Raw genomic sequence first — 14,111 nt, 5'->3', positions numbered from 1 at the left:
CTGTTCAGTCAGGTGTGGCAGAAAGTTCGAGATTCAACTAAACTCGACGCCAGAAGGAGGTTCCGACCATGCCTGCAGTGACTGTGGAGAACCCGTTGACGCTCCCCCGCGTCGCGGAACCGGCCCAGGAGACCGCCGCCCGTAAGGTGCTGGCCGTCACGACCGCCCCGGGTGGTTTCGAGGGCGAGGGATTCCCGGTGCGCCGCGCGTTCGCCGGGATCAACTACCAGTACCTCGACCCGTTCATCATGATGGACCAGATGGGCGAGGTGGAGTACGCGCCGGGCGAGCCGAAGGGCACCCCCTGGCACCCCCACCGCGGCTTCGAGACCGTCACGTACCTGATCGACGGAACCTTCGTCCACCAGGACAGCAACGGCGGCGGCGGCGTCATCAACGGCGGCGACACGCAGTGGATGACGGCCGGTTCCGGCCTCCTGCACATCGAGGCCCCGCCGGAGTCGCTCGTCGTCAGCGGCGGGCTCTTCCACGGCCTCCAGCTGTGGGTGAACCTCCCCGCGTCCGACAAGATGATGCCCCCGCGCTACCAGGACATCGGCGGCGGTCAGGTGCAGCTGCTGACCACCCCGGACGGCGGCTCGCTGCTCCGCGTGATCGCCGGTGAGCTCGACGGGCACCAGGGCCCGGGCATCACCCACACCCCGATCACGATGATCCACGCGACTGTCACCCCGGGCGCGCAGGTCACCCTCCCGTGGCGCGAGGACTTCAACGCCCTCGCCTACGTCATGGCCGGGCGCGGCTCGGTCGGCGAGGACCGTCGGCCCGTCCAGACCGGCCAGACGGCCGTCTTCGGCGAGGGCGGCTCGCTCACGGTGCGGGCGGACGCGTCGCAGGACTCCAACGCCCCGGCGCTGGAGATCGTCCTGCTCGGCGGTCGTCCCATCCGGGAACCGATGGCGCACTACGGGCCGTTCGTCATGAACAGCAAGCACGAACTGCAGGAGGCGTTCGACGACTTCCAGGCCGGTCGGCTGGGGACCGTCCCGACCACGGCCCGGACCCGCTGACGCCGACGCGCGACCGCGCCCGGACAACCGTCCGGGCGCGCAACCGTGTTACGGCGCCCTGCCGAGGACGTACATCTGGGCGTTCGCACAGCCACCCCCCTGCGCGGGCGGGCTTTGAGAAGCGGACAGCGGAGCCGCAGCCGGCCGAGCGGCCCGACGGCGGTGTCGCGACCGGTGCGGTCAGCGTGCACCGGAAGCCGATCAGGCGGCAGGCGGCAGGCGGCGGCCGGCAGGCCCGACAGGGCGGTGGTCAGGTACGGCCAGGGGTTCGCGGAGTGGGAGGGCCGGACGAGGGGTTCCCCTGTGGGGACTACTTCCCCTCGCCGCCGCCAACGGCGCCGGCCGCCCGAGCGGTGTCGGCCGCGCGCCGGCCGCCCCACCAACCGAGCGCGCCCGCGGCCACCGCCAGTGCGGCCGTGATCGCCACCCCGGCCCCCACCGACCCGGCGTCCCGCCAGTCGCCGCGGTCCAGATTGGCGCGCACGATCGACGCCTGCGCACCGGCCAGGAACACCCCGCCCGCCAGCAGCGCGGCGCCGACCCAGGCCCCGGCCCGGGCGGCCGAGCCGCCCCGGAGCCCGGCGAACACGAGGGCGGCCACCAAGGCGGCCCACAGCAGCGCCGGGACCATGGCCGCTTCCCACAAGGGCATCGAGCCGTCGGGGGACCGGCCGCCCCAGTGCGTGGCGAGGCGTTCCGGCAGCCGCCCCCGCGCGGCGACCGGCAGCGCGACCGTCGCGGCGAGTACCCCCACCGCCCACACCCCGGCGGCCCACCTGGCGCCGTTCCCGCGCCTCGCATCCGTCCGGACGCTCACGCCGTCCCCCCGATCAGCTCGATGACATCGCTCTGCTGTACCCCTAACCCGCCGCGCCGTCCACCAACCGCCATGGCTGCCCGATCAGTTCCGGCCGGCGGTGTGCCCGCCTCGGCGGGTGACGAGGGTCACGTGCAACGCATGGGCGGGGGCGGACACTTCCCCATGTGGACCGTCAACTGTTCGCGGAAATGTACGACGCGCACGCCCGGGCGGTGTACGCGTACGCCGCCCGTATGAGCGGCGACCGGGCCGGGGCCGAGGACATCGTCTCCCTCACCTTCCTTGAGGCGTGGCGGCTTCGCGATGCCCTGGACGGCATCACCAGCCATCGCGCCTGGCTGTTCGGGGTCGCCACCAACGTCATGCGCAACTCCCGGCGCGCGGCACGCCGTCACGGGAACGCGATGGCGCGGCTTCCGCCACCGGACACCGTCGCCGACCCGGCCGAGGCCGTCGTGTCCCGCATCGTCGACGCCGCCGAGGCCGCTGCCGCACTCGCCGTCCTGGGCCGGTTGCGACGTACCGATCGCGAGGTCCTGCTCCTGTCCGTCTGGTCCGGGCTCAGTCACGCCGAAGTGGCGCAGGCGTGTGGCGTGCCCGTCGGGACCGTGCGGTCCCGCCTCTCCCGGGCCCGAGCCCGGTTGCGCCGACTCGCCGCCGCTCATCTCGCCGCCCCCCATCCGGCAGGGAAAGGACGACTGTGAACGCCCCCGAAGACCCGTCCCCGACCGGCGCGTTCGACCGTGCGGAGGTCATCCGGATCCTCCCCGGCCTGTCCGACGGGGAGTTGCCGTTCCACGGACACGACCGAGTCAAGGAGCACTTGATGCGTGAAACGGCCCGGAGCACGCAGGCCACCACAGTCAACACCCCGCTGTACCGACGCCCGTTGACGCGGATCCTCGTGGCAGGGGCCGCGGTGTGCGCGGTGGTCTTGGCCGTGACTCTCGGCGTGGGTCGTTCGGGCAAGCACGCGACCGCAGCTCCGCCGGAGCCGGCGGCCGTACGGCTCCTGGACCGCGTGGCGTTGGCGGCGCAGGCGGTGCCCGCGCCGACCGTCCGGGACGGCCAGTTCCTCTACACGAAGACCCTCGGACACTCCACGTCCCTGTCCGAGACCGCGGGGGGCGGCATGGAGGCGGCCCCGACCGACGAGTCCGCCGAGCGCTGGGTGTCGGTGGACGGGACGGCCGGCACGCTCACCCGCGGCGCGCGGGGGAGCCGCACCGATCCGGCTCCGGGCAAGGACAAGGCCGGCCTGGGCGAACCCACGTACCGCTTCCTCGAAACGCTGCCCACCGACCCCGATCGACTGTTGGCGGCGATCTACGCCGACACCCGCCTCAACCACGGCGTCGGATCGGGATCCACCACCGGACCCGATCAGGAGGCGTTCGTCGCGATCGGCGACCTGCTGCGCACCGTCGAGGCCCCGCCCGGCGTGGGCGCCGCTCTCTACCGCGCCGCCGGCCGCATCCCCGGCGTCGTCCTGGTCCCACGGGCGACCGATGCCGCCGGGCGCACGGGCATCGCGGTCGCCCGCGTCCACAACGGGGAACGCACCGAGTGGATCTTCGACCAGGACGGCCTGCGTCTGCTGGGCGAGCGGACCGTACTCCTCAAGGACAGCGTGTGGGGCAAGGCGGGCACACCGGTGACCTCCGTGGCCATCGTCGCCCGCGGCGTCACCGACCGCGCGGGTCAGGTTCCGACGGGCTGACGCGGCCGGGTGGCCGGGCGGCCGGGCCGTAAGGGCTCGGGCGCCCCGTGGGGGCGGCGGGTAGAGGGTGCGGAGTTCCGACAGGACGCCGAAGACGGCGGCCGTTAGGGGGCGAGCCCGGCCCTTGCGGCGCGCCGGTCCTACAGGGCCTCGGAGTCGTCCTTCGCCTGCTCGAACAGCTCGAACCAGATCGACTTCCCCTCGCCGCGCGGATCGACCCCCCACGCGTCGGCCAGCATCTCCATCAGCAGCACCCCCCGACCGCTGGACGCCATCTCGCCAGGGTGCCGTTTGTGCGGAAGCTCGTCGCTGGAGTCGGCGACCTCCACGCGCAGCCGCCGGGCCCCCAGCTCGCCCACCGCCTCCGCGACCAGCAGCGCGTCGCCGTCGGTGTGCGTGAGGACGTTGGTCACCATCTCGGAGACCATCAGCTCCGCCGAGTCCACCTGGTCGGGGTCCGCCCAGTCGTGCAGCAGCTCCCGGATCTGCCGCCGGGCGCCCGAGATCCGTTCCGGCTCGGCCTGGGCCACGGTCAGCATGGTGCGCCGGGCCGGGCGCACGTGGTGCGGGGGCGCCGTGCCGCAGCCGCAGCCCGCCCCCTCGCGGCACAGCAGGACCACGGCTATGTCGTCCTCGCGCCGGTCGGCCAGCGGACCGGTCGTGTGGTGCGAGGACGGCCCGTGGACGGCCTGGACCAGCAGGTCCGCGAGCTTTTCGAGGTGCCCGCCGTCCGGGCCGCCGAAGTCCGGGCCGCCGAATTTCGAGCCGCCGCCGTCCGCGCCCCCCGCGCCCGGGTCCTCGGCTTCGAGGACGGCCCGCAGCCGCGCCCACCCCGTGTCCAGGTCGTGCCCGCCGGTCTCGATCAGCCCGTCGGTGCACAGCATCAGAGTCTCGCCCGGTTCGAGGGTGAAGCGGGTGGTGGGGTAGTCGGTGTCGGGGACGATGCCCAGCGGCAGGCCGCCTGCCGTGGGCCGCATCAGGACCGTGCCGTCCGTCATCCGGACCACCGGGTCGGGGTGGCCCGCGCGGGCCACCTCCAGCAGGCCGGTGCGCGGATCGCACTCCATGTAGAGGCAGGTCGCGAAGCGCGGGCTGGTGAAGTCCGGGTCGGCGCCGCCGGTGGGGCCCCCGGCCGGGTACCCGCCGGCATACCCGTCCGAGTAGCCGTCGGCGTACCCGTCGGGTCCGTCCTTCTCCTGCGAGGAACACAGGCCGGAGAGGAAGCGGGAGGCCCGGGAGAGCACCGCGTCCGGCCGGTGCCCCTCGGAGGCGTAGGCCCGGACCGCGATCCGTAGCTGGCCCATGAGGCCCGCCGCACGTACGTCGTGACCCTGGACGTCCCCGATGACCAGCGCGAACCGGCCCGACGGGAGCGGGATCATGTCGTACCAGTCGCCGCCGACCTGGAGCCCGCCGCCGGTCGGGACGTACCGCGCGGCGATCCGCATGCCCGGGATCTCGGGGCCGAGCTGCGGCATCATCGACCGTTGGAGGCCGGTGGTGAGTTCCCGCTCGGACTCCGTCACCCCGGCCCGCTGGAGGGCCTGGGCCAGCATCCGCGCCACCGTGGTCAGCACCGACCGCTCGTCCGGCGAGAAGGACACCGGGTGCTTGAAGGCGGCCATCCACGCGCCCATGGTCCGCCCGGCCACGATCAGCGGTACGAAGGCCCAGGAGGACCGGCCGAACGGCTCGGCCAGCTGCCAGGTGGCCGGAAAACGTCGTTTGTACTCCTCGGGGGTCGGCAGGTAGACCGCCCGTCCGGTCCGGACCACCTCCGCGGCGGGGTAGGCCGTGTCCAGCCGCATCTCCGTGAAGGGGCTCTCGTCCCCCGGGCCGTGCCCGTGGTGGCCGATGATCGACAGCCGCTCGCCGTCCACGCCGAAGACCGCCAACCCGTCCGGGCTGAACCCCGGCATCGACAGCGACGCGGCGACCCGCAGCACCTCCGCCGTCGACCGGGCCTCGGCCAGCGCCCGGCCCGCGTCCAGCAGGAACGCCTCGCGGGAGCGTCGCCAGTCGCCGGTGATCCGGGTGTGCGCGGCGGTCGTGCCCGGCTGCGGTTCGGCGATCTCCTGGACCGTGCCGATCAGCTCGTAGTCGACCCGGCCGCGCGTGCTGCGCGCCTGCACCGGCTTGGAGCGACTGCGTACGGTGCGCAGCACGCGCCCCTCGGCGTCCACGATCCGCAGCCGGGCCTCGGCGAGGGTGCCCTCGGCGACGGCCAGGTCCACGACGGCGTTGATCTCGTTCCAGTCCACCGGGTGGAACCGGGACCGTACGGCGACCTCGGGCAGGACGACGGGCTCGGCGGGCAACCCGAGCAGCCGGGCGGCCTCGCTGTCGAGAGTGACCATCCCGGAGGCGTTGTCCCATCGCCACAGACCGGTCGCGACGGCGGCCAGGACGTCCTCGGTGCGCACCCGGTCATCTTTACAGGTGATCAGCCGAGGCTGCCTGTTCAGGGCGCCCGGCCGACTGCCGGCGGCGCCCCGGGCCCCCGCTCCGGGCCCCTCCACGGCCGTGCCGGCACGGCACCCGTCCCGGACGGTAACCTTGTGAAGGCTGAATCCACCCTGGTATCGCGAAGAACTGGATGACTGATGCATCGGTACAGGTCCCACACGTGCGGCGAGCTTCGTGCCTCCGACGTCAACGCTGACGTCCGGCTGAGCGGCTGGGTGCACAACCGTCGAGACCTGGGCGGCATCCTCTTCATCGATCTGCGCGACCACTACGGCATCACGCAGCTCGTGGCCCGTCCCGGCACCGCCGCGAACGAGGCGCTGAGCAGCGTCAGCAAGGAGACCGTCGTCCGGATCGACGGCAAGGTCGTCTCCCGCGGCGCGGACAACGTCAACCCCGAGCTGCCCACCGGCGAGATCGAGATCGAGGTCTCCGAGGTCGAGGTGCTCGGCGCGGCCGGCCCGCTGCCCTTCACCATCAACACCGACGACGGTGTGAACGAGGAGCGGCGCCTGGAGTACCGCTTCCTCGACCTGCGCCGCGAGCGCATGCACCGCAACATCATGCTGCGCTCGGCCGTCATCGCCTCCATCCGCTCCAAGATGGTGGCCCTCGGCTTCAACGAGATGGCGACCCCGATCCTCACCGCGACCTCCCCCGAGGGCGCCCGCGACTTCGTGGTCCCCTCCCGCCTGAACCCGGGCAAGTTCTACGCCCTCCCGCAGGCGCCGCAGCAGTTCAAGCAGCTGCTGATGATCTCCGGCTTCGACCGGTACTTCCAGATCGCGCCGTGCTTCCGCGACGAGGACGCCCGCGCCGACCGCTCGCCGGGCGAGTTCTACCAGCTCGACGTCGAGATGTCCTTCGTCGAGCAGGAAGACGTCTTCCAGCCCATCGAGAGGCTGATGACCGAGCTCTTCACCGAGTTCGGCGGCGGCCGCGCGGTCACCTCGCCGTTCCCGCGCATCCCGTTCCGCGAGTCGATGCTCAAGTACGGCAACGACAAGCCCGACCTGCGCGCCAAGCTGGAGCTCGTCGACATCTCCGACGTCTTCGAGGGCTCGGAGTTCAAGGCGTTCGCCGGCAAGCACGTGCGTGCGCTGGCCGTCCCGGACACCGCCGGGCAGCCGCGCAAGTTCTTCGACGGGCTGGGCGAGTACGCGATCTCGCTGGGCGCCAAGGGCCTGGCCTGGGTGCGCGTGGGCGAGGACGGCGCCCTGACGGGTCCCATCGCCAAGTTCCTCACCGAGGAGAACGTCAAGGTCCTCACCGAGCGTCTCGGCCTGGCCGCCGGTCACGCGGTGTTCTTCGGCGCGGGCGAGTTCGACGAGGTCTCCAAGATCATGGGCCCGGTCCGGGTCGAGGCCGCCAAGCGCGCCGGCCAGTTCGAGGAGAACGTTTTCCGCTTCTGCTGGATCGTCGACTTCCCGATGTACGAGAAGGACGAGGAGACCGGCAAGATCGACTTCTCCCACAACCCCTTCTCCATGCCGCAGGGCGGCATGAAGGACCTGGAGGAGAAGGACCCGCTCGACATCCTCGCCTGGCAGTACGACATCGTCTGCAACGGCATCGAGCTGTCCTCCGGCGCCATCCGCAACCACGAGCCCGAGGTCATGCTCAAGGCGTTCGAGATCGCCGGTTACGACGCCGAGACCGTCGAGCGGGAGTTCGCCGGCATGCTGCGCGCGTTCCGTCTCGGCGCCCCGCCGCACGGTGGCATCGCCCCCGGCGTCGACCGCATCGTGATGCTCCTGGCCGACGAGCCGAACATCCGCGAGACGATCGCCTTCCCGCTCAACGGAAACGCGCAGGACCTGATGATGGGCGCGCCGACCGTGCTGGAGGAGTCCCGCCTGCGCGAGCTCAACATCGCGCTGCGCAAGCCGGTGGAGACCAAGACCTCCGAGCCGGTCGAGAAGTCGGTCAAGCCGCACCAGTAGGCCGCGGCGGCACGACGTGCCGAAGGGCCCGGGATCGGATGATCCCGGGCCCTTCGGGCTGTGTACGGCAGGTCGCGCGCGGGTCAGAAGCGGTCGAGGACGCCCTTGAGGAGGGCCGCCGAGGTCAGCTCGCCCGGGGCGGGGCCGGCGTGGAAGAAGCCGACGTTCTCGGCGTCCAGTTTGCGGAGGAAGTCGAACGCCTTGGAGTCGTGGTCGCCGAAGGCGACGAACTGCCAGTGGATGTCGTGGGAGGCCGCGTCGGCGAGGGCCTGCTTGGCGGGCTGGCGGTTGTCGGGGGCCCCGTCGGTCTGGAACACCACGAGCGCGCGGTGGTCGCCGCCGTCCTTCTGGTACCGCTCGACGACCGCCTCGACCGCCACGTGGTAGCTGGTGCGGCCCATGCGGCCGAGTTCGGCGTGGCGGGCTTCGACCCAGCCGGCGTCGTGGCCGTCCAGGGTGAGGTCGGCGGTGCCGTCCACCTCCGTGGAGAAGAAAACGGTGTGCACGGTCGCGTCCTCGTCGAGGTGCGCGGCGAGGGCGAGGGCGTGGTCGGCGAGGTACTGGGCGCTGCCGTCCTTGTAGAAGCCGCGCATGGAGCCGGAGCGGTCCAGGACGAGGTACACCTTGGCGCGGGAGCCGGTCTTGCCCTTGCCGCGAAGCACCTGGCCGGCGGCCTTGTAGGCGGCGGCCACCTCGGGCGCCTGCCGCTTGACGGCGGCGAGCACGACGGCCGGCCCGGCCTCTGCCGCGTCCGCGGGGGCGGCGGGGGCGGCCTCCTCCCGCGCCTGTGCCGCGGGCTCGGGTTCCGCCTCTGCCTCGACGGCCACGGGCTCCGGCTCGGGGGCGGCGACGGCGGCCGGCTCCGGCTCGGCGACGGTGACCGGCTCGGGCTCGGGTTCCGGTGCGGCCTGGGTTTCCGGCTCGGCGACGGCGACCGGCTCGGGTTCCGGTGCGGACTCCGGCTCGGGTGCGGCCTGGGCCTCGGGCTCGAGCTCGGCCACGACGGCCGGTTCGGCCTCGGGCTCCGGCTCGGCGGTGACCTCGGGCTCGGCCTTCGCCACGGCCACCGCCTCGGACTCGGGGGCGACCTCCGGCGCGGCCTCCGCTTCGGCGGCGGGGGCCGCTTCCGGCTCCACCTCCGGCGTGGGTTCCGCTTCGGCGGCCGTCGCTGCTTCCGGTTCTGCCTCGGCCACCGGCTCCGGCTCGGCCACCGGCTCTGCCTCGGCCACCGGCTCCGGCTCGGCCGCCGGCTCCGCCGCGGGTTCGGCCTTCGGCTGGGCCGGCTGCGCAACCGGGGTTGCGGAGCCACCGGTTGGTGCCTCCGACGTGGTCGCGGGCGAGGGGCGGCGGGCCTCGGGGACCGTCGGGTCCGTGGTCTGGGGCGGCGCCGTCAGCACCGTGCCCGGCTCCCGGTCGCGCGGCGCGGACTGCGGAGGGACCGTCGGGTTGTCGAAGGACGCCGCCACCAACTCGGCCGCCACGTCGAGCGGCGTGCGTTCGGCCTGATTGGGGACGGCCGCCGACGGGGCGTCCGACGAATCCGGAACCGGTTCGGGAGACCGTCCGAACACCTTGCGCAACAAGCTCCGAATACCCATGGGCCCGGCCTTTCGCATGTGTGCTTGCGTCATTTGTCCGTGCTGCGCGGTAGATCCCTACCCAGAGTGGACACGTAAGGTTATCGGCCCCTTGGCTGGAACGACGGCAGGGGCGCCAATCGTGGCGTTCCTGTCACCTACGCACCCCAGGGGGACCTGCGAGAACTCCACCTTCAACGCGTCCCCTTCACGCAGCGTTCACCCCCGCGTAAGGGCGGTCGCGGCGTTCCGGAGGTCGTTTCACGTGAAACATCGGGCTCCTTCCGGCGCCCAACCGCCTTCCGTGCGCCGTCCACCGGCAGCGCGCCGACCAGGCCGGCACGCCCGTCAGTGCTCGCTGGCGATGGCCCGAGCGGCGGCGATCTCCTGGTGCACCGGGGCCAGTACGGAGTTCTCCGCACCCGCCGACAGCGGGGCGACCTGGACCTCCTCCGGGGTCCTGCTGGTCCGTACCCCTTCCGCCAGTCCGCGCAGCTCGGCCGTCACCACCGCCACATCGTCGGGGGTGGGAGGCTCGGCCCCGTGGTTGACCCGCACCCGGGCGGCGGTCGTCGCGTCCACGATCCGCTCGACGGCCACGACCAGGGGCCACCACGCGGCGGCCCGCGCCCCGGTGGGCGGCGGCTCGGTCAACGCCCGCTGGAACTCGCTGCGTACGCCCGACAGCTCGCGGTAGATCCGCCGCCGGGCATGGAGCCGGGCGGTCCGCGCGGCCGCCCGGTCGGCCTCGGTCGTGTCGGCGGCGGCGAACGCACGCTCCACGTACCGGGCCGAGTCCTCGACGGCGTCGGCCAGCCGGTCCCCGATCCGGGTGTGCCAGCTCTCGGGCCACAGCAGGTACCCCGCGACCAGGGTGATCGCGCAGCCGATCAGGCTGTCCAGCAGCCGGGGCCGGATCAGATCGAAGCCTTGGTGGTTGAGCTGGTCCGACAGCAGAAGGATCACCGGGGTGATGGCGGCGGTCTGGAAGGCGTACCCCTTGACCGAGAACGCCGGGATCAGCGCGGCCAGGCCCATCATGACCGGCACGTCCCACCACCCGCGCGGAACCTCGGAGAGCACGGCGGCGGCCAGGACCAGCCCGGCCGCCGTGCCCAGCGCCCGCAGCACCGCCCGTGAGAACACCGAACCGAAGTCCGGCTTGAGGACGAAGGTGACCGTCAGGGCGACCCAGTACGAACGCTCGACCGGCACCAGCGAGACCAGCGACTGGGCCAGTCCGATGCACAGGGCGAGCCGCAGCCCGTAGCGCCAGGAGGCGCCCGACAGTGCCATGTCGCGTACCGCCCGCCAGGCCCGGACGCGCAGGGCGGCGGGCCGGCCGAGCCGGTCGTCGACGTTGTACGGGTCGGGGTCCTCCTCGTGCACGAGGACCGTCGCGTAGCGCAGCGCTTTGTCGACGGCCCGCTCGGACGGTCCGACCGGTGGGGGGAGCTCCAGTACGGGTGCCCGGGTGCGGTCCCCCTCCACGACCCGGCCCAGCTCCCGCACGGCCGCCGGGACCTCCGGCGGAAGGGGACGGCCGCTCAGGTGCGCGGCGGGCGCCGCGTCCACGAGCGGTACCAGCACGTTCAGCTGGACCAGCAGCCGCACGAGGGAGGAGTTGCGCCCGTGGACCCGGGCCCGACGGCCCAGGATGAGGTCGTACGCCTGGTTCAGGGCCTGAGTGACGTCCAGGCGTCGCTCCTCGTACGCGGGGCCGCCCGCTGCTTCCAGGGCGTCGGCCAGGGACCGGTAGCAGGCCGCGACGGCGGCCCGTTCGGGTTGCCGCCCGCGCAGCGGCCAGCCCAGCAGGGTCAGCGCCAGCACGAACAGCCCGCCGACGCCGAGCAGCAGGGGCGCGGTCCACCAGGGCTTGGGGAGCGGCAACCCCGCGCCCACCACGGCGTTGAGCAGGAGCAGGAGCCCGGAGACCGACGCGACGGTGCCGATGGAGGAGATCATCCCGGAGACGAGGGCGATGAGGGTGAGGACGCCCACCGCCAGCCAGCCGTGCCCGAAGACGAGCGTCCCCAGGGCGACGCCGATCGCGCCGAACAGTTGGGGGACGGCGATGTTCAGCACACGCATCCGGTAGGCGTCGGCGGTGTCGCCGATCACCCCGGACAGGGCCCCCATCGAGACGAGCGCCCCGTACTCGGGTTCGTCGAGGGCGAAACCGACCGCGAGCGGCGTCGCCATCGCGATCCCGGCGCGCACGACGGCGGCCCAGGGAACCGGTGTCCGGCTCGGCCGCAGCCCCCTGAGCAGCCAGGCGGGCGGCGTCAGTGGGATCTGTCGGGTACCGGGCCGGGCCCGTGGCTGCCCGGGCGGTATGTGCTCGGTGCGTCGTTCGCTGCTCATTCCCGCTTCCGTGGCGCCGCTCGCGAATCGGTTCTGCTGGGTCTGTGGGGAGGGGTCTACGGGGAGGTTCTACGGGGTTCTGTGGAGTTCTGGGCCTTTGGGCACGTTCCGAGCTTATGGGGTCCGGCGCAGTCGCCCGGTCAGCCATGCGGCCAGTGCGGCGGCGAGCCCGATGGCCAGCACCACCCAGGCGGTGGTGCGCAGGAACGAGGTGAGCGCGTCGTACACCGCCCCGGCGGCCGGACGGTCGACGTCCGGCGGCAGGTCGTCCAGGGTCAGCCGGCGGCAGACTTCCACGGTGATCCACAGCAGTACCGCCCCCACCGCGAGCCCGATGCCGGTGGCCAGGACGGCGCGCCGGCGCCGCACGGCGACGGCGACCGCGGCCAGGGCGAGGACGAGGGTCAACAGAGGAAGCCATACGCCGGCGATCTGGAGCATGCGGAATCCTTCCCGGAGCGCGCCGAGATCGTCGTACTCCATGACCTTCACGGACAGGTGCGTGACGGGGATGCGGTCGGCGAACGGCACGCCGTCCGCGACGAGTTCGCCCTTGACCTCGGCGAGCACGGGCGCCAGATCGATGGTCACGGCGTCGCCGTGCCCGGTCGTGAGCGCCCGGAAGAACGCGGCGTGCGCGGCGCGGTTCGCCGCGTCCCACGCCGTCTGGTAGGCCGGTGTCCCGACGAAGGACCGCAAAGCCTCGCCCAGCAGGGTGTCGACGCCTCCCTGGAACGGACCGGCATCGATTTGACCGGCCAGGGCGTGCGTGCCCTGGGTGACGACCACGTTCTGCACGGCGGGATTCCGGGCCAGCGGGGACATCGCGGCGGTGTAGCGGTCGGCGTCCCCCAGCTCGTGGTCGGCCCAGTACGCGACGGCGCTCGCGGGCACCAGGAGGGCCACGAGCACGATCAGTACCGCCGACAGCGAGGTGCGCACGTCACCAGAGAACGCCCTCGGGACCCCGTCGGGCCAGCTCGGTTGCTGCGATCGGGTGACCCGCGACGCGCCGCGTCGCCCGGGTGGCCGGGTTGATCCACTTGCCGCCCCGGGGTGGCGGGTGTGCCCTGGAGGGTGGACAGAGAGGAGCCGGCCATGGCACACGCGGCACCCACCGCTCCCCGGCGGCCCCAGCGGATGACGGGGGCGGACATCCGGCACGTCAGCAGGAGGGCACTGGTGCTCCCCCTGTTGCTCGGCCTCGTCTACGGGGTCTGGGCGGCCTTCATCCAGCGTCAGATGGGCCCGGTCGACGCCGGCAACGTGTTCTACGGAATCCTGTGTGGCGTCGTCTTCGCCGGCTGCGTGTTCGCCCTCGCCCGGTTCGGCCCGCGGCTCGCGCGCGAGCCGCACGCGGCTGCCTGGGGCGCTTTCGCGGGCATCGCCCTCGGTTACCTGTTCAGCCTCACCAACGAATCGGTGCTCCGCGCCGCGGGGATCGGCTTGGGCGTGGCCGTGGGCACGGGACTCGTCGCGTTCTACCGCTACTACACGCACGAGGACTGACCCCAGGACGTGCCGTTGGGCGGCGCCGGCCCCACGGGGACCGGCGCCGCCGTCGGCTCACTCCGCGGGCGTGGCCCCGGCCGGGCGGTGGGCCGCGTTCCCCGGGCGGCCGGTGTCAGGGCCGGTGGCACGGCCGGCCTTCGCGGTTTCGGGGTGGCGGGCCGGTGGCGGGGTGGAGCGGGCGGCTTCGGCGCGGAGCATGGCGTTCAGGGCCGCGTACGGGTCGATGGGCATGACGGAACCTCACGGTGTCGCAGGAGTGTAGGCAGGACGCGCTGCTGGGCGGATCGACCCGCGCGGGTCATCCCGCGGGGGCCACACCCGGGCCCGCTCAGCAGCGGAGGACCACACTCCGTACCGCCGGCCGCGACCACCCCACCACGGCCGCCCCGACCGGGACGGCGCTCGGCGGGTGAGCGGCACGTTTCACGTGAAACACCGTCGGCGGCCGCCGTACGCCCGGCGTCTCGCGGGCGAACGCCCGCAGAGCCGGCCGGGCCTCGACGTCCGGGGCGGGGTCGGACGACCCGTCCGAGGGCTCCGCCGGGGCTGTGGTGGCGGGACGGGACTCGGCGGCCACGGCTGCCGAGGAACCGGCGCCGAACACGCACAGCAGCACGACGCAGACCACCGTCAGGGCCTTCGCCGTCACCGCCCGCGCGTATCGCGCACCGTTCATGC

General features: G+C 73.1%; 12 protein-coding genes. 5 read left to right on the top strand and 7 right to left on the bottom strand.

The window, feature by feature from the left end:
* Positions 1 to 68: 68 nt before the first annotated feature.
* Positions 69 to 1,031 carry a pirin family protein gene (locus ABZ934_RS14990; protein WP_361312711.1) on the top strand — a complete coding sequence of 321 codons (963 nt, stop codon included), beginning with the start codon at positions 69 to 71 and terminating at the stop codon, positions 1,029 to 1,031.
* 310 nt (positions 1,032 to 1,341) lie between these two features.
* Here ABZ934_RS14990 and ABZ934_RS14985 read toward each other — a convergent pair whose 3' ends face one another.
* A complete protein-coding gene (locus ABZ934_RS14985; RefSeq protein ID WP_361312709.1) occupies positions 1,342 to 1,785 on the bottom strand; it encodes a DUF1648 domain-containing protein in 444 nt (147 codons plus the stop codon).
* 230 nt (positions 1,786 to 2,015) lie between these two features.
* On the opposite strand from ABZ934_RS14985, the gene ABZ934_RS14980 reads away from it, so the two are divergent.
* Both ABZ934_RS14980 and ABZ934_RS14975 read left to right on the top strand, forming a co-directional pair.
* Positions 2,016 to 2,555: an RNA polymerase sigma factor gene (locus ABZ934_RS14980; RefSeq protein ID WP_361312708.1), complete on the top strand. Its 540-nt coding sequence runs from the start codon at positions 2,016 to 2,018 to the stop codon at positions 2,553 to 2,555.
* Complete coding sequence (locus tag ABZ934_RS14975; protein ID WP_361312707.1) at positions 2,552 to 3,571, top strand: CU044_5270 family protein; 1,020 nt, start codon at positions 2,552 to 2,554, stop codon at positions 3,569 to 3,571. Before ABZ934_RS14980 ends, ABZ934_RS14975 begins: the two co-directional genes overlap by 4 nt.
* 140 nt (positions 3,572 to 3,711) lie before the next feature.
* On the opposite strand, the gene ABZ934_RS14970 is transcribed toward ABZ934_RS14975, so the two are convergent.
* Positions 3,712 to 5,994: a SpoIIE family protein phosphatase gene (locus ABZ934_RS14970; protein ID WP_361312705.1), complete on the bottom strand. Its 2,283-nt coding sequence runs from the start codon at positions 5,992 to 5,994 to the stop codon at positions 3,712 to 3,714.
* Between the two features lie 180 nt (positions 5,995 to 6,174).
* Here ABZ934_RS14970 and aspS point away from each other — a divergent pair, with 180 nt between their 5' ends.
* Positions 6,175 to 7,980 (top strand): aspartate--tRNA ligase, encoded by a 1,806-nt coding sequence (gene aspS / locus ABZ934_RS14965; protein ID WP_361312704.1) that lies wholly within the window; start codon positions 6,175 to 6,177, stop codon positions 7,978 to 7,980.
* Positions 7,981 to 8,063: 83 nt separating this feature from the next.
* On the opposite strand, the gene ABZ934_RS14960 is transcribed toward aspS, so the two are convergent.
* The 3 genes from ABZ934_RS14960 to ABZ934_RS14950 form a co-directional block, all read right to left on the bottom strand.
* Complete coding sequence (locus ABZ934_RS14960; protein ID WP_361312702.1) at positions 8,064 to 9,578, bottom strand: VWA domain-containing protein; 1,515 nt, start codon at positions 9,576 to 9,578, stop codon at positions 8,064 to 8,066.
* Positions 9,579 to 9,905: 327 nt separating this feature from the next.
* A complete protein-coding gene (locus tag ABZ934_RS14955; RefSeq protein WP_361312701.1) occupies positions 9,906 to 11,921 on the bottom strand; it encodes an FUSC family protein in 2,016 nt (671 codons plus the stop codon).
* Positions 11,922 to 12,035: 114 nt separating this feature from the next.
* Positions 12,036 to 12,863, bottom strand: coding sequence for a hypothetical protein (locus ABZ934_RS14950; RefSeq protein ID WP_361312699.1), 828 nt, complete (start codon positions 12,861 to 12,863; stop codon positions 12,036 to 12,038).
* Between the two features lie 156 nt (positions 12,864 to 13,019).
* Between ABZ934_RS14950 and ABZ934_RS14945 the strand changes: the two genes are divergently transcribed.
* Positions 13,020 to 13,430 (top strand): hypothetical protein, encoded by a 411-nt coding sequence (locus ABZ934_RS14945; RefSeq protein WP_361312697.1) that lies wholly within the window; start codon positions 13,020 to 13,022, stop codon positions 13,428 to 13,430.
* 57 nt (positions 13,431 to 13,487) lie between these two features.
* Here the strand turns inward: ABZ934_RS14945 and ABZ934_RS14940 are convergent, their stop codons facing one another.
* Positions 13,488 to 13,664: a hypothetical protein gene (locus ABZ934_RS14940; protein WP_361312695.1), complete on the bottom strand. Its 177-nt coding sequence runs from the start codon at positions 13,662 to 13,664 to the stop codon at positions 13,488 to 13,490.
* Positions 13,665 to 13,761: 97 nt separating this feature from the next.
* On the bottom strand, positions 13,762 to 14,109 hold the full coding sequence (locus ABZ934_RS14935; protein ID WP_361312693.1) for a hypothetical protein: 348 nt from the start codon (positions 14,107 to 14,109) through the stop codon (positions 13,762 to 13,764).
* Positions 14,110 to 14,111: the final 2 nt, after the last annotated feature.

The sequence above is a fragment of the Streptomyces sp. NPDC046557 genome (assembly GCF_040645975.1).
Classification (GTDB): domain Bacteria; phylum Actinomycetota; class Actinomycetes; order Streptomycetales; family Streptomycetaceae; genus Streptomyces.
The sequence above is the reverse complement of the archived record's forward strand: the minus strand, read 5'-3'. Positions and strand labels throughout refer to the sequence as shown.

What these genes read in the sequence shown, in the direction of transcription:
- ABZ934_RS14990 (WP_361312711.1), top strand. Translation starts at nt 69, where the DNA reads ATGCCTGCAGTGACTGTGGAGAACCCGTTGACGCTCCCCCGCGTCGCG.
- aspS (WP_361312704.1), top strand. Translation starts at nt 6,175, where the DNA reads ATGCATCGGTACAGGTCCCACACGTGCGGCGAGCTTCGTGCCTCCGAC.
- ABZ934_RS14960 (WP_361312702.1), bottom strand. Translation starts at nt 9,578, where the DNA reads ATGGGTATTCGGAGCTTGTTGCGCAAGGTGTTCGGACGGTCTCCCGAA.
- ABZ934_RS14955 (WP_361312701.1), bottom strand. Translation starts at nt 11,921, where the DNA reads ATGAGCAGCGAACGACGCACCGAGCACATACCGCCCGGGCAGCCACGG.
- ABZ934_RS14945 (WP_361312697.1), top strand. Translation starts at nt 13,020, where the DNA reads ATGGCACACGCGGCACCCACCGCTCCCCGGCGGCCCCAGCGGATGACG.
- ABZ934_RS14940 (WP_361312695.1), bottom strand. Translation starts at nt 13,664, where the DNA reads ATGCCCATCGACCCGTACGCGGCCCTGAACGCCATGCTCCGCGCCGAA.
- ABZ934_RS14935 (WP_361312693.1), bottom strand. Translation starts at nt 14,109, where the DNA reads ATGAACGGTGCGCGATACGCGCGGGCGGTGACGGCGAAGGCCCTGACG.